Below are 24,784 nucleotides of genomic sequence, written 5' to 3' on the forward strand. Positions count from 1 at the left end.
GCACACATTTCCACCGGCACGAGCAACGCAAGCACGACGACCACAACCCGCAGCCACTGACGGCCACCCAGAAACCGGCGTGCATCACTCACATCCCCCATTTGCCCACGCCACGCGGACCCTTTGCCGTGTACAGCAGGAATTCCACCCGTACGGGGCAGCGCGGGGGTGAGGAGGGGGAGCGAAGGGGAGGGATTGGGGGCGGCGGTATTACTTAATGACGGGGGGTGGGGGAGGGGCGGGCGGAGGGGCGCGGGGCGCAGGGGGACGGGGCGAGCTGGAGGAGGTTAAGGGGGGCGGGGCGAGCCGGGACGGAGGGAGCGCGGGGGCTCGAAGCGACAGGGCTGAGGCGGAGATGGGCAGGGGCGCGGGGCGCGGGAGAACAAGGGCGGGGCGGGGCGCCGGGGTTGGGGGGAGCAGGGGCTGAGGCGGGGGTAGGCAAGAACGCGGGGCGCGGGAGAACAAGGGCGAGCTGGACGTATTTGAGGACTGCGGGGCGGTGCCGATCTGCGGCTGCGCCGCGAGGGCGCGACCCGGACCGGGGGATGGCGGCGCGGGGCGCCGGGGTTAAGAGGGGCAGCGCCGAGGTGGGCGTAGGCAGGGTCGACGGCGACGCACTTGGGGGCTGCGGGGCTGTGTCGTTTTGCGGCTCCACCGCGAGGGCGTGACCGGCTTGGGCGGGCGCGGGGCGTCGGGGCGGACGTACGCAGGGCGGAGCGTTCGCGCTTGAAGCGACAGGGTCGAGGCCGGCGTACTCGGGGGCGAGCCGGGGGTGGTTGAGGGGCGTGGGCGGGTGTCGATTCGCGGTTCCGCCGCGTGGGTGCGAGGCCGAATTCGACTGGCCCGTGCGAAGGGTGGAGCGCTGGGATTGAGGGGCAGGGCTGAGGGCGCGGGTGGGAGGGGCGTAGGCGGGATGGAGTGCGGGGGTTCGAAGTGACGGGGTTGAGGCGGACGTGGCTAAGGGGCTTGGGGCTGTGCTGTTGCGGCTTTGCCGTGCGGGTGCGACCAGTTTGGGCGGGCGTGGGGCGTCGGGGCGGACGTACGCAGGGCGGGGCGCCGGCGCTTGAAGCGGCAGGGGCGAGGTCGGCGTACTCAGGGGCGCGCGGGGGGCTTAAGGGGCGCGGGGTGCAGGAAGACAAGGGCGAGCCGGACGTACCTAAGGGGCGCGGGGAACTGCGCGATCAGCCCACTGCCGCCCGCAGCCGGACTTGAACCGAACCCTCCTCCTCCTAACCCCCCTTCCCCGCCCGATCCGCCGCCTTCCTCTCCTGTTTGTACGCCCGGACCTTTCCCAAAGACTCCACCCCCGTAATATCCGCCACCGACCGAAATACCTTGGCCTCCCCATAACCCCCGGCAGCCTCCCGCCACCCCTCCGGCCGTACCCCCACCTGCTTCCCCAACAACGCCAAAAAGATCTGCGCCTTCTGCTTCCCGAACCCCGGCAGATCCTCCAGCCTCCTCAACAACTCACCCCCACTCGAAACCCCCCGCCAAACCCCTTCCGCATCCCCCTCATAATGCTCGACAAGGTACTGACACAACTGCTGAACCCTCTTGGCCATGGCCCCGGGATACCGATGCACCGCAGGCTTCTCGGAAAGCAACGCAGCAAACCCCTCCGGATCGAGCACGGCGATCTCCCCGGCATCGAGATCATCGACCCCAAGCCGATCGGCGATCGTACGCGGCCCCTTGAAGGCCCACTCCATAGGCACCTGCTGATCAAGCAACATCCCGACCAGAGCGGCAAGCGCCGACCGCCCCAGCAATTCATCGGCATCGGCGTCCTGCGCGAGATGAAGGGAAACGTCCATACAAAGATGATCCCGCCCAACCCCACCCAGCGCCCCTCGGGAACCCCCGCCCCCAACCCCCGAGCCGTACGCACATCACAAGTGCCCCACGGATACGACGCCGTCGCCATATGCAACGACCCCGGCACCGCCCCGATCGCGGACAGCAGGGAGTCGACGCCGGACAGCGAAGCAGGATCCCCGACGACGAACAGCTGGGCCACCGCCGGCTCAGACACCCCGAACCCGGTCCCTTGAACGGTCACCTCGATCCGTACGCCCGCTGGTGCGCCCGCCCAGCATGGCCGGAACTCACGGCGAGCCCCCCATCGGACACCCACCACGCCCACCTCGCCCACCTCGCCGACCTGAACGGCACCCCGGCGGCCCTCTTCCAGCTGTACGCCCCGCCGCCGACCAGATGGGCGCCCGCTGCGACGTCGGGGAGGGCGACGCCGGTGTTCGTGTCCTGCTGGCGCCGGCGAGGAGCTGGGAGGGCCAACAGGGCTGACCCAGGGCGCTGTTGGGGCGTACGTCTTCCGTGTGCGAGCCGCGCAAGAGCCGTCGGCGAGCCGGATCTCCGCGACGAGAGGACCGTCACCGCGCGGCATCCCCGGGGCACTAGCCTCGCCGCATGACCCCGGACGACCTCATCGCCCACTACTCCCTGGAACCGATCCCCCGAGAGGGCGGCCTCTTCGCCCAGACCTGGGCGGGCCCGCCGCTCCCCGACGGGACCCCCTCCGGTACGGCGATCGTCGCGCTCCTCAGGGCAGGCGACTACTCGGCGTTGCACCGCCTCCCGAGAGACGAGGTCTGGCACCACTACCTCGGCGCCCCACTGGAACTCCTCCTCCTGGCGCCGGACGGCTCGTCGCGGACGGCTGTCCTGGGCCCGCGGATCCTCGACGGCCAGTCGGTGCAGCTGACCGTCCCGGCCGGCACGTGGATGGGCGGCAGGTCCCTCGGGGAGTGGACGCTCTTCGGCTGCACGATGGCGCCGGGATTCACTCAGGAGGAGTACGAGCACGGGGAACTGGGGTCGCTCACGGAGCGTTACCCGAATGAGGCTGGGCGGATCAGGGAACTGTGCAGGCCATGAGGGGAGCGTGGGCATGAAGGGACTGCTGGAGGGGCAGATCGCGCTGGTCACGGGCGCGGGAGGCGTCGTGGGGCAGGGCATCGCGAGGAGGTTCGGGGAGGAGGGCGCCAAGGTCGTGCTGCACTGCCGCGAGGAGCGCCCGCAGGTGCGGGCCCTGGCGGAGGAGCTGGGCGGGGCCGTCGTGCTGCGGGCGGAGCTGCGCGAGGAGGAGCAGTGCCGGCGGCTGGTACGGGAGGCCGCGGAGCGGGCCGGCGGGCTGACGGCGCTGGTCAACTGCGCGGGCGTACAGCCGGTCCAGCCCCTGACGGGGATGAAGGCGGACGACTGGCGGGAGGTGATCGAGTCCAACGTGACCAGCGTGTTCGCCTGTACGCAGGCGGCGGCGGAGGCCATGAGGGAGACCGGCGGCGGCTCGGTCACCCACATCGCCTCGGTGGAGGGCCACTTCCCGGCCGCCGGCCACGCCCACTACTCCGCCTCCAAAGCGGCCGTCCTGATGCACGCGAGATCGGCGGCCCAGGAGTACGGTCCCTGGGGCGTCCGGGTCAACTCGGTCTCCCCCGGCCTGATCGAGAGCGAGGGCCTGGAGGAGGCGTGGCCGGAGGGGGTGGCGCGCTGGCGGACGGCGACGGCGCTGGGGAGGCTGGGGCGCCCGGAGGACGTGGGGGACGCGTGCGTGTTCCTGGCGTCTTCGCTGGCGTCGTGGGTGACGGGACAGGATGTGGTGGTGGACGGAGGGGCGACGGCGAGACCGACGTGGTGAGGGGCGGTCCTTTGAGAGGCGGCGCTTCTGGTGAGGGGCGGTGCTGCCGGTGGAGCGGCCCCTTTTATGAGAGGTGGCCTTTTCCGCCACCGACTCGATGAGCACACCGCCCCCCTGAGCCGTACCTATGAGAAGGCCAGCGGTGAGGGGTGACGCGTGCGGTACGGGTACAGGCGGGCTCTGTTGTTGCTGGGCGGCGTTCTCGCGCTGCTCCTCTTCGGGGGCGCGGGCCCCGCCTCCGCGCACGCCGCGCTGAGCGGGACCAGCCCCGCCGACGGGACCGTCGTGAAAACGGCCCCCCGCGAGGTCACCCTGACGTTCACCGAGTCCGTGGGCCTCCTCGACGACTCGATCCGGGTGCTCAGCCCGGAGAACAAGCGGGTCAGGACGGGGAAGGCGGCGCACGTGCCGGGCCGTTCGGACGCCGTGCGGGTGCCGCTGCCCGGCGGCGTCGGCGAGGGCACCTTCACCGTCGCCTGGCGGGTCGTCTCCGCCGACAGCCACCCCGTCTCCGGTGCCTTCACCTTCTCCATCGGCGCCCCGTCGGCGACCCTCGTACCCGTCTCCGCCGGCCCGGTCGAGAACCCGACGACCAACAGCCTCTACAACCTGACCCGTTACGCGGCCTACGCGGCCGTCGCGCTGCTCGTCGGCACGGCGGTGTTCATCGCGGTGTGCCGCCCCCCGGACAACCGCACCTTGCGCCGCCCGATGCGCACCGGCGCCTGGACCCTCGCCGGGACGACCGTCCTGCTGCTGTTCCTGCGCGGCCCGTACGAGACCGGCACCGGACTCGGCGGCGTCCTCGACCCGTCGTCCCTGCAACGCACCCTCACCACCCGCCCCGGACTCGCCCTGATCGCCCGGCTGTTGCTGCTCGCGGCGGTCGCGGCGCTGCTGTGGCAGAAGCGGCTGTCGCAGCGGACGACGCTCGGGATCGGCGCCGTGCTGGTCCTCGCCCTCGCCCTCACCTGGGCCGGCGCCGAGCACGCCTCGGCCGGGATCCAGGTGCCGGTGGCGATGACGTCGGCGGTGCTGCATCTGCTGTCCATGGCCGTGTGGCTGGGCGGGCTCACGGCGCTGGTGACGCTGCTGAACCGGGGGGCGCCGGTACCCGTTGCCGTAGCGACCCGCTTCTCCCGGCTCGCGGCCGGCTGCGTGACCGTCCTGATCGTCACCGGCGTCTACCAGTCCTGGCGCGGACTCGGCTCGCTGTCGGCGCTCACCGGCTCCGCGTACGGCCGTGTTCTGCTGGCCAAACTCGTGGCTGTGGCTGTGCTGTTGGTGGTGGGGGCGTGGTCGAGAGGGATCGTGAAGGGGCTGGAGCGGGCGGAAGGGAAGGTGGCCGAGGTGGTGGAGGAGCGGCGCGAGGAGGTTTCGGTGTCGGTGGGGGTTGTCGCGGCGGGGGGGATTTCCGAACGAGGCGTTGGGGCGGGGGGAGTTTCTGAACGGGGTGTTGGGGGCGGGGAGTTGGAGCGCGGGGTGGCTGGGGGAACCGGAACTCCGGGTGGGGCAGGGGCGGTTGGTGATTCTGGGGCTTCGGGCGGGGCGGTCGGCGGATCGGGGGCCTCGGTCAAGGAGCGGTCCACCCCCGCCGAGGACGCCCACCGCAAGGCCCTTCGCCGCTCGGTCCTCCTGGAGGTCGTCGTATCCGTCGTCGTCCTGGTCATCACCACCGTCCTCACCGGCACCCTTCCCGGCCGGGCCGAGGCGGAGGCGGCGGCGTCGGGTGGGGAGGTCTCCGTGCAGACGGCCTCGGTGACGCAGGTTCCGTTCACCGTGGACGCGCCCGGCGTGAAGGCGCAGGGCAAGGTCCAGATCACCCTCGATCCCGGGCGGGTCGGCCCCAACTCCCTTGAGGCGGTGGTCTATGCGGCGGACGGCGGCTTCTCGACGGTCCCCGAACTCCGGGTGACGTTCAGCCTCGACAGCCAGGACATCGGTCCGCTGGACGCCAAGGTGGTTGACCGGGGCGGGTATTGGGCGGCGGACTCGGTCAACTTGCCTATCGCGGGGGAGTGGACGATGCGGGTGACGGTGCGGGTGACGGAGATCGATCAGGTGAGTGTGGAGGAGAAGGTCAAGATCAGTCGGTGAGGGGTGGGGTGGGGCGGCGATGCTTCGGGCCCCTTGCTTCGGCGGACGTTGTTCTGGCGGACGTCGATTTGGCGGCGTTGCTTCAACGGGCTTTACCCCAACGGGCGTTGCTTCAACAGGCGTTGTTCCAGCTGGACTTGCTTCGGTTGGCCTTCCTTCAGCCGACCTTCCTTCAGCCGGCCTTTCGGAACACTTGGGCGGCGTGCCATTCCCGGTGCGCCGCCGCGACCTTCCGTACACCTGGCCGCGGCTCGCCGACGGCGCGCCCGGCGAGGTCGTACACCTGGGCGTGTGCGGCGGGACTGGCCCCGGCGAACCGGCCCGACACCGCCACCCGGTACTCCCCGTCGATCCCCAACACCCCTTTGTCGAACAGCTTGTGGTGCAGCGCGCACAGGCACAGACCGTTCTCCACGACATCGGGTCCCTGGAACGCCCACCACCGCACATGCGCGGCCTCAAGCCCGACCGGCCGCGACCCGAGCGTGCCGTCGTATCCGCAGAAGGCGCACCGGTACGCGTACGCGCTGAGCACCAACTCCCGCATACGGGGGTCGCGTTGCTGCCGCAGTACGGTCGCGTGCACGTACCGCCGCTCGTACCGCTGATAGCCGACGCCCTCCGGGTCGACTCCGATCGCGTCGCACAACTCCTCGTGCAGGGACGGCGGAAAGTGCAGATCGAGCAGCAACCGCACCATCCGGTCGAGGAGTTCGGGCTCCCGCCGCAAGTCCTCTTGCAGTTCCGGCACCAACCGCCCCACCGCACCAGCCGACTTGAGCACCCCGGCCCCGTTCCCAGGACTCCCCTCCCCCAGCTCGCTGCGCACCTCCCACACCCCGTCGCTCACGAGATGGTGAAAGGGATAAGCGGGAGTAGTGGCATGCCCGGGCCCATACTCACCGAGCAGCCGCTTCAACTCCCCCTCGACAGAGCTGTACCGCAACTCCCCCTGCTCCCCCCGAAACCGCCCCAACGCATAAAGCAACAACAACGGCTTATGCGGCGCCCGCACATCCCCCTTGACCCACTGCCGAAGATTCGCGACCCGCTCCAGCCAGTCCATGGGGGCGATCGTAACGACCCCTCGAGCCGCCCACCGAGCCCGACCGTCCCTTCCGGGACTGCGGGGGTTCCCGGCAGTGGGCTGAGAGTCCGGCTCGGCGCGGTGATCACGCAGAGCGCGGAGGCATTGGCGGAGGATACGAGATTCGAACCCGTGAGGGGCTGCCCCCAACACGCTTTCCAAATGTTCGTCTGAGGGTCCGTCGGTGTGCGTGAGCGTCCTGACCTGCCGTGGGATGGTGCCAATCGGCCTACTCGAACCCCCGCGCACGGTGCTGAATGCAACCCAAAATGCAACCCTCCGGCACCCTGGGCAGCCCCTACTGGCATCGGCCTGGCGGCTGATCCGGCAGTGGATCGCCCTCCGCCCGCCGGCGTGGCTTTCGGCCGCTCAGGTGCCCCGGCGGGGGCTCCTCCGGACCCCGCCCCCGCCGGTCTTGATCCAGTACTGGGGAGAGGGGCGTGACTCGGCTCTGAGCGGCTCGGCTCGAGCATGCGCACGCGGCACCGTTTGGTGCCGTTCCTGTGCCCTGGACAGGCGGCCGGCTTCGGAGCGCATCGCCGGTACGGTCCGATCGCCTCGGACGAGAGCCAAAATGTCACGTTCCTAATACAGGGATCGATGTAAAGTCTTTGATACAGAGCAGTACTGGGACGATCGGGAACGAGCACGCATGGCCGAGTCGGCAGAGGCATCCAGGAAGACGACAGCGCGGATTGTCTGGGACACCGCGGACAAGTACCTGCGCAACATCGTCGACGAGGAGGACTATGGCGACTACATCCTGCCGTTCACGGTGCTCCGGCGTCTGGAGTGCATGCTCGCCGGCACCAAGGACGGGGTGATCAAGTACGTCGACGCGCTCGGCGGGATGCCTCAGCACCTTATCGACATCGCGGTCAAGGACCGGTTCGGGCTGGGCTTCTACAACGTCTCGGCGCTCGACCTCGCCACGATCGCGTCGGTCGACGACAACGTGGAGAAGTCCCTCAAGAGCTATATCGACGGGTTCTCGAACAACATTGCCGACATTTGGGTCTCCTTCGACTTCAATCGGCGCGCGAAGGTACTTGCCGACGCCAATCGTCTCCACGCCGTCGTCAAGCATTTCTCCACGCTCGACCTCAGCCCGAGCAGCCTGAGCAACACGGGCATGGGCGACGTCTTCGAGGACGTCATGTACCGCGCTTTCAACAAGAAGGGCAAGGCCGCCGGTAACTTCTACACTCCGCGAGACGCCATCAAGCTGATGGTCGACGTCCTGATCGCGAACGACGACGACACCCTCGCGAGAGAGAACACGGCGCGTTCGATCTACGACCCGACGGCCGGCTCCGGCGGCATGCTGCTCATTGCCCAGGAAGCGCTGCGGCGCATGAACGAATCGATCGACGTTACGCTCTACGGCCAGGAGCTCATGCCCTCCGCGTTCGCCCTCGGCAAGGCGGACCTGCTCATCCAGGGCGGCCGCCCGGACGCGATTAAGCAGGGCAACACCCTCGTCGAGGACCTCTACGAGGGGCAGACCTTCGACTACGTGCTCTCGAATCCTCCGTTCGGCATCGACTGGGAGGTCGAGGAGAAGGTCGTGCGGGGCCAGGCGAAGACGCCCGGCTCTCGCTTCAGCCATGGCCTCCCCAGCATCAGCGACGGGCAGATGCTTTTCCTGGCGCACTGCGCGTCGAAGCTCAGTCCGGCCGGCAAGAACGGCCAGGGCGGACGCGCCGCGGTCGTCTCCAACGCGGCCCCACTCTTCAACGGCGACAAGGGGCCGACGGCGATCCGTGAGTGGCTCCTCGACGAGGACCTCATTGACGCCATCATCGCCCTACCGGCCAGCATGTTCTACGGCACCGGCATCCCGACCTATGTCTGGATCCTCGACACGAACAAGGACCCGGAGCGCAAGGGAAAGATCCAACTGATCGATGGATCGGGCCAATCGGCTCTGCTGCGCAGGCCCATGGGCGAGAAGCGCCGGGAGATGCGTGCCGCAGACCGGGACCCGGTGCTCGAGGCGTACAAGGCCTTCGACCACGCAGATCCTGAGATCTCCCGCGTAATGACTCCGGACGATTTCAAGTTTCGGGACGTTCCCGTCTATAAGCAGGCGCGTCTGGCTGCCCGTTTCAGCGGAGAGGCGGTCGAGGCGCTGCGTGAACGGAAGGACTTCACGGACGAGTACGCCGCGGTGCTCGAATCGCTCGACGGTACGAGCTGGAACGATCTGCCCAGGGCCTTCCCACAGGCTGCGAAGGCAGCTGGGCTGAAGGCTCCGCTCGGCCTAGTGGACGCCGTGATGAAGGCGATGGCCGTGCCGGACGACTCAGCGCAGCCAGCTGTCGACCGGAAGGGCAACGCGGTCACCTCGAGCGGATGGAAGATCACAGAGCGCGTGCCACTCAGCGAGGACCTGACAGAGCACATGGAGCGCGAGGTCGTCAAGTTCTCTCCTGACGCCCAGTGGGACGAGAGCAAGGCGAAGTACGGCAACGAGATCCCGATTACGAGGATTTTTTACACGCCGCGGGCACCGAAACCGCTCGACGTGATCGACTCCGAGGTGCAGCGCCTCATGGGTGAACTTGCTGACATGTTCAAGCTGGTGAGCGACCAGTGACCGATCAAGCGGTCCACGAGTCGCTGCTTGAGAGCTCCGCCTTCGTCATGGCTCCGGTCGGATCCATCGTCGTAGAGCGGAACGAGAAAGTCGGTGAGACGGAGTTCTCCGCGCTGTCGGTCGGGAAGCGGGGTGTCACGCCCCAGCTCGCTGGCGTCGCCAAGTCGCAGACCGAAGGTGATCGGAAGCTAGTGCGCACCGGAGACCTGGTCATCAACTCGCGATCCGACCGGCGCGGGGCTTCTGGGCTGGCCCACCAGGACGGCAGCGTCTCTGTCGTTTACTCCGTCATGACGCCGAGGCCGGAACTCCTGGTTCCGGAGTACGGCCATCATCTGTTCCGCAGCATCGCGTTCCAGGACGAGTTCTTCCGTTGGGGCACGGGCATCGTTGACGACCTGTGGTCCACCAACTTCACTCGGATGTCACGCATTCGCGTCCCCTTGCCGCCGTTGGAAGTCCAGCGCGAGCTCGCGGCCCGGCTCGACGAGGCCGATGACATGATCGCGAAGCTCGATGAGCTGACCGACGCACTGCGTGCACGGGCAATCGACACGGCTGCGCTGTTCGGTCTCTCCGAGGAGGACTCGCGCCGAGGCGAAGATGCGCAGTCTCCGCTGTCCGGGACGCCTGAGCACTGGGACCGCACGAAGTTCGGCTACGACTTCACCGAGAGCACCGAGCGGAACGGCGAGAACCCGCCAGGGCCCCTTCTCTCGATCTCCGAGTACCGGGGAGTCGAGCTGAACACGCGGATGGATGGTCAACAGGCATCCCTGGATGTGGCGAAGTACAGGGTAGTGAGGCCGAACCAGCTCGCCGCCAACATGATGTGGCTGAATCACGGCGGGCTCGGCGTTTCGTCGCTCACCGGTTACATCAGCCCTGACTACAAGGCGTTCTGGATCTCGCCGCGATTCCACCCGCGCTACGTGCACCACCTTCTTCGCAGTCCCCGATATGTCGACTACTTCGGAGCCATCGGCACAGGAGTCCGCCCCAACGCCCAGCGAGTCACGAAGACCGCACTCGACATGATGCCCCTGCCGCTGCCTCCCATGGACGAGCAGCAACGCATCGCGGACCATCTCGACGAGGTGACGGGTCGCATTGACGGCATGCTGTCGAAGATCGCCAGCCTTCGAGACCTCCTCGTGGAGCGGTCTTCCGCGTTCCTGCTCGACGTCGTCACCGGACGGAAGGAAGTCGCATGAGCCACGCACAGCTGATGGAGCGCGAGTTCGAGGAGAACATCTGCGCCGAGCTGGCCGGGCGCGGCTGGCTGTACGAGGACGACGGGAAGTCGACGGGCTGGGATGTCGGCCTTGCGATCGCGCCGGCCGACGTGCTCCATTGGCTGAGCACCCAGTACCCGGACGAGTACGAGAAGGCCGTCCCCGGCGACCTGGTCGACGGGCAGAAGGCCGACGCCGAGCGGAAGCTTCTCGAGCACATCATCAAGGAGCTCGCCAAGGCTACAAGGATGGACCCAACGACCGGGCACCCGGTCGGCGGTCTGCTTGGCGTGCTACGCAAGGGCTTCTCCTACGCGCAGATCGGCCGCCCCACGGCGAAGTTCGGCCCAATGATGGCTTTCCCACCAGCGAACCCGAACCTGACCGAGGTCGTAGAGGCGGCCGAGTCGGTCCGACTGCGGGTCCTGCGCCAGGTGCGCTTCGACACGAAGACCAACGAGAGCATCGACGTCGTGCTCCTCGCCAACGGCCTGCCGGTCGTCACCATGGAGCTCAAGACCGACAACACGCAGACCGTTAACCACGCGATTCGCCAGTACAAGGAGGACCGCAAGCCGGGGAGGAGCCGCCCGCTGCTCGCGCCCGGGCGCGTCCTCGTCCACTTCGCAGTCTCCAACGACCTCGTCTACATGACGACCAAGCTCCAGGGCGGGGACACCGTCTTCCTGCCCTTCAACCAAGGCAACGACGGCCACGAGGGCAACCCGCCCTCGGGCACCGGCTCGTCGACGAACTACCTGTGGCGCGAGATCCTCGCGCGCCCGACCTTCATGCGGATCCTGAAGGACTTTGCGCTCTTCGAGCCCGGCAAGTCCGGCAAGAAAGATGAGGATCGCCTCGTCTTCCCGCGATTCCACCAGCTGCGCGCCGTCGAGCGCGTCGTCGCGGACATTGAGGCGAACGGGACCGGCAAGCGCTACCTAATCTGGCACTCGGCTGGCTCGGGCAAGACCAAGACGATCGCCTGGCTCAGCCACCGCCTGATCCGTCACATGAGCACCAACTCGAAGTCGACGTTCGACTCGGTCATCGTCGTCACCGACCGCACGGTCCTCGACGAAAACATCCGCGACGACATGAACCTGGTGCAGTCAAGCAAGGGGCTCGTCGTCGCGGTCGGCGAGAAGTCCGGCGCCAAGTCGCCGCAGTTGAAGAAGGCGCTGCTCGAGGGCGACCACATCATCACCTGCACCCTGCAGACGTTCCCCGAGGTCATGAAGCTCATCGAGGACACCCAGGAACTGCGCGGCCGACGCTGGGCCGTGGTCGCGGACGAGGCGCACTCCTCGCAGTCGGGCTCCGCCTCGCGTCAGCTCAAAGAGCTGCTCGCCGACGTCGAGCTGGATGTAGGAGAGGACGACATCGGCGCTGACGACCTCCTCATGGCCAAGGACTCGGCCATCGCCGCGTCGAGCAACATCACCTTCATCGCCCTGACTGCGACCCCAAAGGCGAAGACGCTGCGTCTGTTCGGCACCCAGCGCGAGGACCGCTGGGAGGCTTTCGATACATACACGATGGCCCAGGCGATTGAGGAGGGCTTCATCCTCGACGTGCTAACGAACTACTCGACCTACGACATGTTCCTCCGCGTGAAGAGCACGCTCGAGGGTGAGGATTCCGAGAGCGAGATCCAGGTCAACACCGGCGAGGCGGTCTCAAGCATCGTCCGCTACGCGAGGCTCCACCCGACCGCGATCGCACAGAAGGTGCGGGTCGTCGTCGAGCACTTCCAGCGCAACGTCATCCACATGCTCAGCGGCCAGGCGCGCGCCATGGTCGTGACGAGCACGCGCATGGAGGCGCTGAGCTGGTCGCGGAAGATGGACGCGTACATCGCCGAAAAGGGCTACGACCTGCACACGCTGGCCGCGTTCTCGGGGTCACTCACCGATGAGGACGGCGAGAGCGTCACCGAGGTGTCGGTGAACGGCGTGAGCGACGTAGGCAGGGCGTTCCGCGAGGAGGGCGTCTACCGCGTCCTCATCGTCGCGAACAAGTTCCAGACCGGCTTCGACGAGCCGCGCCTCATGGCGATGTACGTCGACAAGAAGCTCTCCGGCGTCGCCACCGTACAGACCCTCTCCCGGCTGAACCGGATCTACCCCGGCAAGACCGCGCCGATGGTCGTCGACTTCCGCAACACCCCGGCGAGCGTTCAAGCGGACTTCAAGCTCTACTACTCCGACGCGCACGTCGACGGCGACGTCGATCCCAATGTGCTGATCACGCTGGGAGAGCGGCTCGACACGGCTGGGCTCTACACCCACGAAGAGATGGACGCCGTCGCCGATGCCTTCCTCGAGGACGCAGGCGGCGAGGCGATCGCCAAGGCCCTGTCTCCGATCAAGAACCGGTGGAGTGGCCAGTGGCGTCAGGCTGTGCTCTCGAAGGACAAGGTGAAGAAGGAGTCTCTGGAGTCTTTCCGGGCCGATGTACTCGGGTATCGCAACGCCTGGCAGTTCCTCAGCCAGATCGTCAACTACCAGGACCCTGAGCTTCACCGTCGCGCGATCCTGGCGACGCTGCTCGGCCGCAACCTTCATACCGACGGCAACGACTACGACGACAGCTTCCTCGAGGGCGTGCAGCTCTCCGGGGTCAAGCTCGTGCCCTCCGCCATCAACGAGGACCACTCGCTGAGTGAGGGGAGCGGCGAGGGCATCAAGCTCCCGATCTTCGACGGCGAGCACATGGGCAGCGCTGCGCCGAAGCGCGGCCCGCTTGACGAGGCCATAGACAAGGTCAACGAGATGTTCAAGGCCAAGGGTGTCGACGTCAGCCCCGAGAGCGTCTCCGGGTTCATCACGACCTTCTGGGGCTTCCTCGACGCGAACGAGGAGGCGGTGGCGATGGCAAAGAACAACACCGTCGCCCAGCTCAAGGCGTCTGAGGGCTTCAGCGGTGCCGTCGGGCTCGCGGTCCTGAAGACGGTGGCCGAGTCGAAGGAGATTCAGTCGTACTTGACCGATCCGGCGTTCATCGGGCAGATCGCCAACATTGCGGCGGACGCCCTCCACGCCCAGCACAGCTCCGGCCCGGACTCGGGCTCCGAGGCTGAGGGGTAAGGCGCATGAACGAGGAGTCCGAGGCGAGCCTCGGTGACATCATCCGCGAGGTCCGCAAGAAGCAGGGGTGGTCGCAGGGGGAGCTCGGCGAGAAGGCAGGGGTGTCGCGCCCGACCATCGCGCGCGTCGAGGCGAACAATGACGTCACGACCGCGACCATCGCCAAGGTCGCTCGTGCCCTCGGCCTGAAGCTCGAGCTCAGGGACGACGACTGATCATGCGGGCCAGCGCGAGCATGTCCGAGCATCGTCGTTGTCGGAGCTCTTCGGTAGGGTCGCTCCAACGGCTGCAAAGGGACGGGTCATGGCGTTGACGATGTCCCTTGCGAGCGGAGTCCGGCATTTGGTGCTCCCCCGGGATTGCGGCTGTCGTGTAGTGAAATGGTGGTCAAGTCGAGCAAGGGACCGGTGGCGTAAGTCAACACGCCAGCGACCTTCGCACCGCGTCCACCAGCGACGTCGCACGCACATCGTCGGGACCGCCGATGATGTGGTTCATCGCGTAGCCGAAGGCGATGCCGTGCTCCGGGTCGGCGAAGCCGAGGGAGCCGCCGCGGCCGGTGTGGCCGAAGGAGTTCGGGCCGGCCATGGGGTTGGCCTCGGTGGGCAACATGTATCCGGAGCTGAACCGGCTGGGCACCACCATCACCTGGTCCGCACCGCCGGCCTGCTCCTTGGTCGCCGATGCGAGGATCCCCGGATCGAGCAGGCGTACGCCGTCCACCTTGCCGATCAGAGCGGCGTACATGCGCGCGAGTCCGCGCGCGGTGCCGATGCCGTTGGAGGCCGGGAGTTCCGCGGCCTGGACCTCGGGTGAGTTGAAGTCGATCTCGGCTGGGTCGGTGACCTGGAATGCCCTGTTGCTGAACGAGTTCGGGTCGCGCCAGGCGGCGACCAGTTCGCGGAGCTCCGGGGGGATCTCCTCCGGCGGTACGGTGGTGAGGTCGACCTCGGGCTGCTGGTACACCATCCGGCTGACCCGGTCACGTTCGCTCGCCGGCAGTCCGATGAAGAAGTCCAGTCCCAGCGGGGCGGCGATCTCGTCGGCGAAGAAACGGCCCGGCGTGCGCCCGGACACCCGGCGGATCACCTCACCGACCAGCCAGCCCCAGGTCCGGCCGTGATACCCGTGCGCGGTGCCCGGCGTCCACTGTGGGCGTTGAGCGGCCAGCGCGGCCACGATGGGCTGCCAGGCCAACGCCTCGGCCAGAGGGACCGGTTGGTCCAACGCGACCACGCCGGCCTGATGGGACAACAACCAGCGCACCGGGATGTCCGCCTTGCCGTTCGCGGTGAACTCCGGCCAGTACGTGGCCACCGGGGCGTCCAGGTCCAGCGCGCCGCGCTGGGCCAGCAGATGCGCTGCGGTTGCCGTGGCTCCCTTGGTCGCCGAGTAGACCAGTTGCAGTGTGTCCCGCGTCCACGGCCGACCGGTGTCAGGGTCGGCTGTCCCACCCCACAGGTCCACCACCGGCCGACCGTCCTGGTAGACGCACACGGCCGCGCCGATGTCCCCGTGTCGGGCGAAGTTCGCCGCGAACGCTTCGCGCACCGGCTCGAACCCGGCCGCGACCACACCGTTGATCGTCGTCATGCCGCCCATCCTGGCATTTCGGCTCCTGGGCCCGGGATCCTGCATCCCCAGCACGGTCTCCTCGCTCCCGGTGCCCAAGCCGGTACCGGTCAGGCAGCGACAGGCAGCGCCTGAAGACGCTCACGGAACTCACGGACAGCGGGGACGGACCTGTGCGGTTGGAGCTGCTCGGAGAATTCCTTCAGGCGGTCCAGGGCTCGAACGGAGCTGACCTTGTCTTCGAGCAGTCCGGCGCCGTAGTTCGCGGCGTCGAGGGCTCCGTCCAGGTCGTTTCCGGCGAGGCGGGCCTCGGCCAGACGGCTGGACCGTACGGCCTTGTCCCGGGGCGCGGCCTTCTCGACGGATGTCTCCAACGACCTCGTCGCGCGCTCCACCTGGCCCGAGCGCAGCAGGACCTTGCCCTCGGTCGACTTCAGTTGCGCCTCGCCGAACCAGTCGAGCCAGTCAGGGTTTTCCTCCACCGTGTGGCGCTCCCAGAGGAGACCGGCACGGTTCAGGGCTGTGCCGGCCCGCTGGTGATCGCCGTCGCGGGACAGTGCTTCGGCCTTGTGCAGGTAGAGGAAGGACTGCGTGTAGGGCGACAGCGTGCGAGGAGCGTTGTCGATGGCGGTCGAGATGAGATCGACCCGCTCGGCGGTCCGTCCGGCCTCGGAGACGTGGACCCCCATCTCCGCCAGTACGAAGGCCCCGAAGGCGTCGTCTCCAGCGGTACGGGCGCTGCGCAGGGCTCCGACGTAGTACCGCTGGCCCGCGGACCGCAGCCCTGCGTCGTAGGCCATCCACCCGGTCAGGTGCGACACCCGGGCCGCCAGCGCGTACAGACGTGTGTGGATCCCGCCTGTGTATCGGCCGGCGCTCAGGAGACCGGTGATCAGGGCGAGGTCGCCGCGCGCCTGTTCCAGGAGCCGCGCGCCTCCGAGTTGGTCGTCGAGTGTACGGAGTGTGCTGATGCGCTGCTCGATCGTTGAGACCATCGTGTCCGTGACGCGGTCTCCGTTGAGCGCCGCGGCGAAGGCGGAGGGGGCCTCGACCCAACTCGCCGCGAGCCCCGTCAGGGCGGCGCCGGTGATGGTGAGAAAGCCTCGACGGTCCAAGCGGCCACTCCCCACGAGATCGGCCAATGCCTCAACGGTACCGGCCTCGTTCCAGGGAGCGGTGAGCCCGGTCATCTCCCAGACGGGAAGCCACCGTGGCCACCCGTCGGCCCGCACCAACCCGTATGGAACACGCAGGAGGTCCGCGAGCACGCGCTGAGCATCCGCGTCAGGCTCCTGCCCCTGCTCCCACTTCCATACGGTCGTCCGGTTGGTCGCCAGTGGGATTCCGAGCAATTTCCCGTGCGCCTGCATGAGTCGAGCGAATTCGGCCTTCCCCCATGCGTGCGACTGGCGGACGAAGGCCAACGGGTGGACTGCTAGCGGCTCACCGGGCACGTCATCACTCCCGTCATCCCCTCAGAGCGTGGTACAGAGGCTACTTGCCGTGTGCTCGTGTGGAGGGTCGTCCCCCGGAGAAACCCCCCAGAAACGTTCCGCGTCGGCACGCTCTGGCCGTTGACTGAGTATCAGCCGCTCAAGAGGTCTTCGCACAGCACGGCAGCCTCTTGTACGCCTGCCCAGATCGGCGGTTTCGTCCCCGCTCCCGTCGGGGACGGAGCCGCTCCCCCCCATCCGCTTCGGAGGCGTTCCCATGCCCACGCTCGTCACTCGTATCGTTCTCGCGGGCACTGAGGGAGAGGTATCTCCCGCCCGGCGCGCGGTCGTTGACCAGGTGCGTGCGTGGGGCGTTCCCCTGGATGACGAGACGGCTGACACGATCCGACTCGTCGCCTCCGAGCTCATCACCAACAGCGTGGTCCACGGAGAGGGGCCGGTCACCGTGGTTCTTTACCACCGACCGGGCAGTCTGGTGATCGAGGTGCATGACGGCAATCCTGGTGCCCCGACCTCGCGTTGCGCGCAGGCGGAGGACGAGAGCGGGCGGGGTGTGGCCTTGGTCGACTTCCTTGCGGTGCGGTCGGGGTGGGAGCCCGTCGGGCACGGGAAGCGTGTATGGGCTCAGCTCGTGATCCCGAAGCTGGCGCCCGCCGTTCGGGCCGCCGTCCTACGCCGGTTCTTCACCATCCGGCCGATCCCTGATGCTGGAACCGTGCCCGAGCCGCTCGCCCTGGCGGTCACCTGATGGGACGTCACATGTTGCGCCCTTCCCCACTGCCCGATGCCGATGAGGTGTTCCGTCCGACGCGTCGGGACATCGACCCGGTCACAGGCGAGCCGACCGAGTACGCGCTGTGGGACCGCCACGAGTGGGAGCCACGCGGAGACTGCTGGCTTTGGTGCGGACGCCACGACGTCGAGGTGACGTGGATCGGCCCCGCCCTCTCCAGCGGCATGCACGCGGCGCTGTACTCCTGTCGCGCGTGCTTGTACGCGCTGGATCAACGAGTCCTGGAAGCCAACATGCGCCAGGACACGAGTGCCCCGCCCGTGACCCACTGGCTGAGATAGGTGGACTCGGGCCGTCGGCACAAGACTGCGGCCCACCGCACCACCCCCCTGACCGCCGCCCCTGCGCCTCCGTTCCCTGCGGCCGTGGGGGCGGCTCTCGGTGCGCTTCTCCCACGGCGCATCAGGCATCACCGCGGTCTCCGCGATCCGAACAGACTTCCCGCCGGGGCCCCGGCGGGAGAACCGAAGAGGAAAGAGCACGAGGTGGCACCACACATCACGCCGCCGCCGGCCCCGAGTGGCCTCCTGGTCGCGGTTGAGGAACTGACCGCCGTCCACGACAGGTACGACAGCCTCCGGTCCGACAACCAGGGCAGCTCCGGCGATGCCCCGTGGCCGGGTGGTGACGGCAACCTGACCGACACCGAGTAGCACCGGCGGCGGGGGCTGCACGGTCCGTCGTGCGGCCCCCGCCGTATCCGCGTCCGCGTCGCGTGGTCGAACTCATGAGGAGGCAGTGATGGAACACCAGTTGATCAGCGCCATCGAGGCGGCGCTCGGATGGAGCGGAGTGGACGAGCTCGGCAAGGGCTTCGTACGCGGGAGCATGGACGACCCTGCCCTCGTCTCCCGCGTTCTGACCCCGAACCGCCTGCTCGACATCGCGATGCGCAGGAGCCTGAACCGCCCGCAGTTCCGGTGCTTCCAGAAGGGCGAGGAAGTCCACCCGGCCATCTACTACACCGACACCGTCAGTCCCCGGGGTCAGAGCATCCCCATGGTCAACATGCGCAGTCTGGGCAGGCTCCTCGGGGAAGGCGCGACGCTCATCCTCGATCAGGCCAACGTCTTCGACCCGACTATGGAGGTCACCTGCCGAGCGTTGCAGTGGTGGTCACACGAGCGGGTGCAGGTCAACGCGTACCTGACGACGAACGACGCGTCCGGCTTTCCCCTGCACTGGGACGATCACGATGTGCTGATCATCCAGCTCGCGGGTGAGAAGGAGTGGGAGGTACGCGGAACCTCCCGCAAGGTTCCCATGTACCGGGACTCTGATCCCAACACCACCCCGAGCGAGGAGATCGTCTGGGCCGGTGTGATGAGGACCGGCGATGTGATGCACATTCCCCGTGGCCACTGGCACCAGGCGACCCGCAACGGCCACGGATCGGGCAATAGCCTGCACGTCACGTTCGGGATCACCCAGCGCACGGGAGCGAGTTGGCTCGCGTGGCTGGCGGACTGGTCCCGAGAGCACGAGATCTTCCGGCACGACCTGGATCGCGTGCAGGGGAGCGGCACCCAGGCCCTGGCCGAGGCGGCCACGCGACTGATCGGCGAGCGGTCTCCGGCCGAGTTCCTGGCCGCGTACGAGCAGGCGACGACACTCCCACGGCACGTGCCGTTCCTCGACATCCTGGGGCCGCTCGACGCCGTCGTGTGCACGACGCACTTCCCTCCCCGGATCCGGGAGAACGGCGAGACCGTCGAGGTCGTGGCCTCGGGGAAGAAGATCACCCTCGCGGCCAAGGCCGTGCCGGCGTTGCGGCTGCTGTTGAGCGGCAGGCCCGTTCCGCTGGAGCAGGCGGCGGCCGTCGTCGGGGCCGAAGTGGCGGAGGTGGCCGAGATCCTGGTGGAGGAGGAGCTGTGCGCGGTACTGACCCCGGAGTTGTCCTCGGGCTACACCGGTCTCGTCACGAACGCCGTCTCCTGACCGGAGCGTTGGACCTCGATGTCACGGCGATCGACACCAGCGCCAACTACCTCGGTTTCCGCTCACACGAGGTCCTGGCGGACATCGCCAGCGATCTGCTGCCGAAGTTCACGCTCTCCACGAAGGTGGGCTATTTCCCGGGACCCGACAGGGCGGAACACTCCCTGGATCCCGTTCGGCTGTACGAGGCCGTGGAAGAAGCGTGCCGGGACCTTGGCCGGGAGCCGGACCTGGTGTTCCTGCACAACCCGGAACACTCGCTTCGAGAGGCCGCCCCTCACCGCCGGGACCTGCTGGCCCAGGCATGCACCGTCCTCGACGGTGCCGCGGCGAAGGGACTGTGCGGCGCCTGGGGCATCGCGTCCTGGGACCCGTCACCGCTGCCGGGCCTGATCGACGCGACCATGCCGGTACCGGCCGTCCTCATGGTCCGCGCCGGCCTGCTCGTCGGCATCGGCACGCTCGATGCCGCCGACGCCATCACCGCGGCGTGGGGCCTGAGCGACGACAGGGTGTGGGGCATGAGCCCCTTCGGAGGCAGCACCAGTGCCCCGGTGTGGAGCAGGTTCGACCCCCGCGTCTTCCTCCGGGACGGCGCCGGGTTCTCCCGGCCACAGGCCGCGTTCCGGGCGGCCTACCGGCTCCCACAGGTCGGCACGGTCGCTGTGGGCACCGACGAACCTGCCCACCTGGGCGAACTCCTTGGTGCCTTGGCGAGCGGGGTCGACGAGAGGGCGATCCACCAGTACCGGAATCTCCTTCGAGCCCGGTCGAATGGTCAGCCCGTCTGAAGTTCCGTGACGATCTGCTCCGCCAGGCGGCGGGCGGGCTCCAGCCGAGGGTCCTGCGGGTGTGCGTCCGGCCCGAGGATCTTCGAGCAGACGAACAGTGTCATCAGCTTGCCGTCCCGGCTCTCGAAATCACGGCGCCGCTCCAGCCGTACGCGATCCGCCAGAGCCGGGACGGCAAGGGAACTGCTCCACAGCGACGCGGAGTCCAGCCCCTGTGGCGCGTTCCCCCAGTCCTCCCAATCGAAGAGGCGGAACGCCGGCGCGGTCATGTTGGCCCAGTTCAGGTCCGCGTGGGCCGGCACCCACAGCTCGACGGTCGTGTCGAAGTCGTCGGAGAAGACACTACGGATGGACTCGGTGACGAGGGCCTGTGTGATGGTGATGGTGTCCGGCGTGGCGATACGCCTCGTGTCCTGAGCCGCGAGCCTGTCCATCGAGGTGTTGAACGCCTGCCACCACTCATCGGACAGCTTCGGGTCATCGCTCAGTACGGCAGTGCCGATCGGCGTTCCCGGCAGGAGCTCGGTCTCGTCGGCCCGCCACATCACCGGCTCGTCCCGGTCGCGCCAGACCACAGACCCCTGCCACTCGGGCTGGGCGATGCCCTCCAGACGCGCGGCGCATTCGGTGCCGTTCCACCCCTGGACGCCGATCCTGTCGAGCCCGCGCCTCTCGATACGCACCCATGTGTCACGACCCGTCCGCGCCCCGACCGAGCGGCGCTTGCGCACCACCGTGTCCCGCTCCAGGCGCGTCTGAAGCGACCTCTCCACGTGACCAAGGATCTCTTCCACGGGTTCAACCCGCAGGTCGACGGCACGAGTTGTTGATGCCGAGAGCGTCATACGCGCGACCGTAGCACCGGGACAATCCGCCCCACGTTCATCTCGGCCAACAGGGAGTGGCTTCGCGGGCGAGGCGACGAACACCGACGAGTTGGCCGAGTTCGCGTGGGTGGCCCTCGCCGATATCCCCGGCTACGTGCCGTACAGGCTCTTCGAGCCGGTGCAGGAGCATCTCGACGCCACGCTGAGGTGACTCACCGACCCCGGTATGGGTTGGCAACTCTGCTGGATGGCCGGGAGGTTACCCCTTGCTCCCCTGTGAGCGGAGACGCTCGTTCTCCCTCTCCAGCGCGGCTACACGTCGTTCAAGCTCGGCACGGGTCGGCTTCTTTGGAGGCGGAGAAGCCGCTGGCTTCGGAGGAGAGGGCGGTTGACCGGCCAGCCCGATGGGCTCGAAGGCCACGATTCCTGATGGGTCCCTCCCGCACTTCGGGCACTTCATTGACGACGAGCCGTGCAGCGTGGGCTTGCCATTCTCACGATGCCGCCGAGTCTCGACGATGTGGCCGCAATACAGCCGCACGCGCCACCGCATGATGTCGCGCTCAGGAGTCGGGCAGCTATGCAGCATCTCCAGCACCTTGACTACGACGGCACGGCGACCTGCTGCGAGCACAGGGTCTGCCCGCTCTTTGGCCCACTCTTCAGCGGCCTGTTTCTCCACGCAACGTCTTATGTCCTCCCACTGCTTCTGCTGTCGGTGATCGGCTCGGGTGAGCTGGTAGTCCTCCAGAGGACAGCCGTAGCTCTCGTACTCCACCTCCCGCATGGCCGAAACCGTAGCCTCGGGCAGCGGAAAGCTCAGGCAGAGTTCGCTCCCGATCGGCCGTGGTGCCGCCCTGAACAGATCTGACGGCCGACGAGAGCGGAACGGTCGTACGCGACCGAGTGGACTCCGTGACCAGTCTGGAGCCCACTCGGCCACAGTCGGGCTACTGCCGCCGGGGGCGGCTGTTCCGTCCTGGAGCGGCGGCAGGGCTGGCCTGCTGCGGTGAGGGGTCGAGCTTCCCGAAGGCCATGTCCCGGTGGTCGAGCGTCGGCGGGCGGCTTCAGCGCGGCGGTTGGGTACGGGGTTGCGGCTGGTGTGTTGGATACGGGTGATCAGGACGCGGGCAGGCTGGCGGGCGGTGGCCAGTTCGCGCTGCGCGCCGGCCTCCTTGAGAAGCTGGTGGGGTTGGTGACCGTCGGCCTCGGCGTCGGCGAGGACCGTGGCGAGTGCGGGCCAGCTGGCGTCGGTGAGGATCCGCTCGGCGTGGTCGGGGACGGCTGCGCGGACGTTGCTGGCCAGAGTGCGGCGGGCCTCTTGTTTCGGCTGGCGGCGTTCCAGTTCTGCGAGTGTGGGGGCGAGGGCGTGGTCGGAGGCGGCCTGGAGGTGCTGGACGGCCTGGCGGGCGGCGTCGGCCTGGTGGGCGTGGTGCTTCGCCTCGTGCCAGCGTCCGGCGACGATGGTCGCCCAGACGAGGGCTGCGACGAGAGCTGCGAGGGCGCTGTCTTCGGGGCCGGTGGCGGTGCTGACGATGTCGCGGGCGGCGATGCGTACGGTGTCGGCGGCGCGGTCTTCGGCTCGGATCTGAGAGCGCTGGGCTCGGGCGAACGCCTTGGACGCGGCCTGGAGTTCGACGCGTAGATCCGCTGGGGCCTTCTGCGCGGTGGCTTCCATCAGTTCGCCAAGGGCCGTGATGTGAGCCTGGGCCCGCGCGTCTCCGCTTTCGTCACCAGTGCCGGTGTCGGCGAGCTCGCTATGGAGAGTGTCTAGGGCGTTGGTGGCCTGGTGCCAGGGGGTTGTGGGCCGGTTGCGGCGGGCGGTGGGGTGTTCCTCCGGCTGGCTGGTTTCCAGGCGCGTCTTCAGCTTGGGCAGAGAGAGGTCGGGGGCGACCTTCCCACCTGGCTTGTAGATCTGCTCGCCGTCCTTGTTGAGGTCGCCGGGGCGGCCGACGGCATAGCCGAGGAGATCGCCGGATGGCCCGCGCTTGGGCTTGACCAGGACGTCGTCGGCTTCGAGGTAGGCGAGCAGTTCCTCGGCGTCGGTGACATGAGGGATTGCGGCGCGGATGCGGTCTTCGAGCCACTGTTGGCTGGTCTGCTCCCAGCCGAGGCGTTCGGCTTTGTGCATCTCGGCCTGGGTGGGGCGTCGGGTGCCGGTGCGGTCGCCCTTCTTGAGTTGGCGCAGCCCGTAGTCCTTCTCGATCTCGCGGCACTCGTCGCCGACGCGTATGCCGCTGTCGTGGAGTTTGGGGCGACGGCCGTCTTCGCGGACGGTGGTGGCGAGGATGTGGATGTGGTCGTCCGCGTGGCGTACGGCGATCCAGCGGCAGGCCAGGTCGTCGCCTTCGGGCGAGATGCCGGCGGCGGCCACGATGCGCTGGGCGATCTCGCCCCACTCGGCGTCGGAGAGATGGCGGTCCTCGGGGGCGGCGCGGACAGGGCAGTGCCAGACGTGGTCGGTGACCGGCTTGCCGAACTCGCTGTTGCGTAGTCGGACGGGCTCATTCAGGTAGTGGCCGAGTCCGGTCAGGGTGGCCATCTCGTTGCGGCCGAGGTCGGGCATGGCGAGCATCGCGAAGGCGGCGACGATGTGTGGATCGAGGTGTTCGTCGTGGGTTCCGCGGCCATAGAGGTAGGCGAGCAGCCCGCGGGTGTTGGATCCGGCCGGTTTGATGGCGGCGATCATTTCGGTCAGACCTCCGTCGGGTCGGCGGGCTCGCGCAGGGCTTCGGCGATCAGGGAGAGCAGGTGGTGCAGCTCGTTGAGGCGCTCACGTACGTCGGGCGGGGTGCGGTCACTGTTGAGGGCGCGGGCGATCTGGTTGACATTGACGCCGATCCGGTTGAGCTGGCGCAGGACCTGGGCGCGGAAGTGGTGCGTGCGGCGGCGGTCCTCGGACAGCGGCAGGTTGGCGGTGAACCGGCCAGCGACGAAGGCGGGGACGACGTCGGCGGCGAAGCCGGAATCGCCTTTGTAGCCATGCTCGGCGGCAGCCTCTTGGAGACCTGCGTGCTCGTCACCGGTGAAGCGCATCGGGCCGACGCGGACGGTGCGCTTGTTGCCGGTGAAGTGGCGGATCGTGGGCTGTGTGCTCTTCACGGCGGGCTCGCCGATGGCAGTCTCGGCGGCACGATCAGGGCGCAGGGTCTCGCGCTGGACGGTGTGGAGCGTGTCCGGGGCAGGGCCGCCCTCGCCTCCGGCCTCCCGGTCCGGCGCCCCCTGGCGCTGGGCCGTCTCCGCCACCCCTGGGGCGGTGACCCCCCGAATCCGGCCTTGAGTCGGACTCGGGGTACTACTGGCTCCGCCAAGAGCCCCTTTACCAAATGCCCGGCGCCAAAGGGCCTTCAGGTCAACGGACTTCGATGGCTGATCCGGACCTTCGGCGTTGTTCTCGCCGAGGTGCGACCTCTTCTTCACTGCATTGTCTCCTGTTGGGGCGCGTGGGGCGCGTGGGGCGCGTGGGGCTGTGGGCACCCCTGCGCTGTCCGGGGCGTACGGGTGGGATGGTCCGGGCGGCCAGCGGTTTGGCGGTGCTGCGGTTCGTGGACAGGGGGTTGCTGGTGGCGGGGGGGCCAGGGGTTCTCCCAACCGTCCCGCCCCCCACCGCCAGTTAGAGGTTGGTTTCTTTGCGGGTCTTG

General features: G+C 68.2%; 17 protein-coding genes and 1 pseudogene. 11 read left to right on the forward strand and 7 right to left on the reverse strand.

Going from position 1 to position 24,784, the window contains the following annotated elements; translation table 11 throughout:
- Positions 1-1,229 precede the first annotated feature (1,229 nt).
- Positions 1,230-1,817 carry an HhH-GPD-type base excision DNA repair protein gene (locus tag ACYUD3_RS08260; protein WP_470965954.1) on the reverse strand — a complete coding sequence of 196 codons (588 nt, stop codon included), beginning with the start codon at positions 1,815-1,817 and terminating at the stop codon, positions 1,230-1,232.
- A 613-nt stretch (positions 1,818-2,430) separates the two neighbouring features.
- On the opposite strand from ACYUD3_RS08260, the gene ACYUD3_RS08265 reads away from it, so the two are divergent.
- From ACYUD3_RS08265 to ACYUD3_RS08275, 3 genes are all read left to right on the forward strand, one after another.
- On the forward strand, positions 2,431-2,898 hold the full coding sequence (locus tag ACYUD3_RS08265) for a cupin domain-containing protein (RefSeq protein ID WP_470965957.1): 468 nt from the start codon (positions 2,431-2,433) through the stop codon (positions 2,896-2,898).
- Positions 2,899-2,911: 13 nt separating this feature from the next.
- Positions 2,912-3,661, forward strand: a complete 750-nt coding sequence (locus ACYUD3_RS08270) for an SDR family NAD(P)-dependent oxidoreductase (protein ID WP_470965960.1) — start codon at positions 2,912-2,914, stop codon at positions 3,659-3,661.
- Positions 3,662-3,817: 156 nt separating this feature from the next.
- Positions 3,818-5,758, forward strand: a complete 1,941-nt coding sequence (locus tag ACYUD3_RS08275) for a copper resistance CopC/CopD family protein (RefSeq protein ID WP_470965962.1) — start codon at positions 3,818-3,820, stop codon at positions 5,756-5,758.
- 172 nt (positions 5,759-5,930) lie between these two features.
- On the opposite strand, the gene ACYUD3_RS08280 is transcribed toward ACYUD3_RS08275, so the two are convergent.
- The gene (locus tag ACYUD3_RS08280; RefSeq protein ID WP_470965965.1) at positions 5,931-6,824 is read right to left on the reverse strand and encodes a phosphorothioated DNA-binding restriction endonuclease; all 894 of its coding nucleotides are present in this window, start codon (positions 6,822-6,824) and stop codon (positions 5,931-5,933) included.
- A gap of 673 nt (positions 6,825-7,497) precedes the next feature.
- Between ACYUD3_RS08280 and ACYUD3_RS08285 the strand changes: the two genes are divergently transcribed.
- Genes ACYUD3_RS08285 through ACYUD3_RS08300 form a run of 4 tightly spaced genes read left to right on the forward strand, consistent with a single transcriptional unit; the run spans position 7,498 to position 13,983 of the window.
- Positions 7,498-9,444: a type I restriction-modification system subunit M gene (locus ACYUD3_RS08285; protein WP_470965967.1), complete on the forward strand. Its 1,947-nt coding sequence runs from the start codon at positions 7,498-7,500 to the stop codon at positions 9,442-9,444.
- Positions 9,441-10,658: a restriction endonuclease subunit S gene (locus ACYUD3_RS08290; protein WP_470965970.1), complete on the forward strand. Its 1,218-nt coding sequence runs from the start codon at positions 9,441-9,443 to the stop codon at positions 10,656-10,658. The genes ACYUD3_RS08285 and ACYUD3_RS08290 overlap by 4 nt, the downstream gene beginning before the upstream one ends.
- On the forward strand, positions 10,655-13,768 hold the full coding sequence (locus ACYUD3_RS08295; RefSeq protein WP_470965972.1) for a type I restriction endonuclease subunit R: 3,114 nt from the start codon (positions 10,655-10,657) through the stop codon (positions 13,766-13,768). Before ACYUD3_RS08290 ends, ACYUD3_RS08295 begins: the two co-directional genes overlap by 4 nt.
- Before the next feature lie 5 nt (positions 13,769-13,773).
- On the forward strand, positions 13,774-13,983 hold the full coding sequence (locus ACYUD3_RS08300; RefSeq protein ID WP_470965975.1) for a helix-turn-helix transcriptional regulator: 210 nt from the start codon (positions 13,774-13,776) through the stop codon (positions 13,981-13,983).
- A gap of 202 nt (positions 13,984-14,185) precedes the next feature.
- Here ACYUD3_RS08300 and ACYUD3_RS08305 read toward each other — a convergent pair whose 3' ends face one another.
- Positions 14,186-15,361, reverse strand: a complete 1,176-nt coding sequence (locus tag ACYUD3_RS08305) for a serine hydrolase domain-containing protein (RefSeq protein WP_470965978.1) — start codon at positions 15,359-15,361, stop codon at positions 14,186-14,188.
- An 89-nt stretch (positions 15,362-15,450) separates the two neighbouring features.
- Positions 15,451-16,794, reverse strand: a complete 1,344-nt coding sequence (locus ACYUD3_RS08310; protein WP_470965981.1) for a transcriptional regulator — start codon at positions 16,792-16,794, stop codon at positions 15,451-15,453.
- 256 nt (positions 16,795-17,050) lie between these two features.
- On the opposite strand from ACYUD3_RS08310, the gene ACYUD3_RS08315 reads away from it, so the two are divergent.
- The 4 genes from ACYUD3_RS08315 (at position 17,051) to ACYUD3_RS08330 (ending at position 20,316) form a co-directional block, all read left to right on the forward strand.
- Entirely contained in the window at positions 17,051-17,542 is a 492-nt protein-coding gene (locus tag ACYUD3_RS08315) for an ATP-binding protein (RefSeq protein ID WP_470965983.1), read from the forward strand.
- A 530-nt stretch (positions 17,543-18,072) separates the two neighbouring features.
- Positions 18,073-18,240, forward strand: a complete 168-nt coding sequence (locus ACYUD3_RS08320) for a hypothetical protein (RefSeq protein WP_203732901.1) — start codon at positions 18,073-18,075, stop codon at positions 18,238-18,240.
- Positions 18,241-18,328: 88 nt separating this feature from the next.
- On the forward strand, positions 18,329-19,525 hold the full coding sequence (locus tag ACYUD3_RS08325) for a JmjC domain-containing protein (RefSeq protein WP_470965986.1): 1,197 nt from the start codon (positions 18,329-18,331) through the stop codon (positions 19,523-19,525).
- Positions 19,459-20,316: an aldo/keto reductase gene (locus tag ACYUD3_RS08330; RefSeq protein ID WP_470965990.1), complete on the forward strand. Its 858-nt coding sequence runs from the start codon at positions 19,459-19,461 to the stop codon at positions 20,314-20,316. The genes ACYUD3_RS08325 and ACYUD3_RS08330 overlap by 67 nt, the downstream gene beginning before the upstream one ends.
- Here the strand turns inward: ACYUD3_RS08330 and ACYUD3_RS08335 are convergent.
- The 3 genes and pseudogenes from ACYUD3_RS08335 to ACYUD3_RS08345 form a co-directional block, all read right to left on the reverse strand.
- Positions 20,304-21,161, reverse strand: coding sequence for a hypothetical protein (locus tag ACYUD3_RS08335; RefSeq protein WP_470965992.1), 858 nt, complete (start codon positions 21,159-21,161; stop codon positions 20,304-20,306). The genes ACYUD3_RS08330 and ACYUD3_RS08335 overlap by 13 nt on opposite strands.
- A 976-nt stretch (positions 21,162-22,137) precedes the next feature.
- Positions 22,138-23,832: pseudogene (locus ACYUD3_RS08340) on the reverse strand (relaxase/mobilization nuclease domain-containing protein); the annotation flags it as partial.
- A gap of 5 nt (positions 23,833-23,837) precedes the next feature.
- On the reverse strand, positions 23,838-24,389 hold the full coding sequence (locus tag ACYUD3_RS08345; RefSeq protein WP_470965994.1) for a MobC family plasmid mobilization relaxosome protein: 552 nt from the start codon (positions 24,387-24,389) through the stop codon (positions 23,838-23,840).
- Positions 24,390-24,784: the final 395 nt, after the last annotated feature.

The sequence above is a fragment of the Streptomyces sp. AMJ-169 genome (assembly GCF_055597585.1).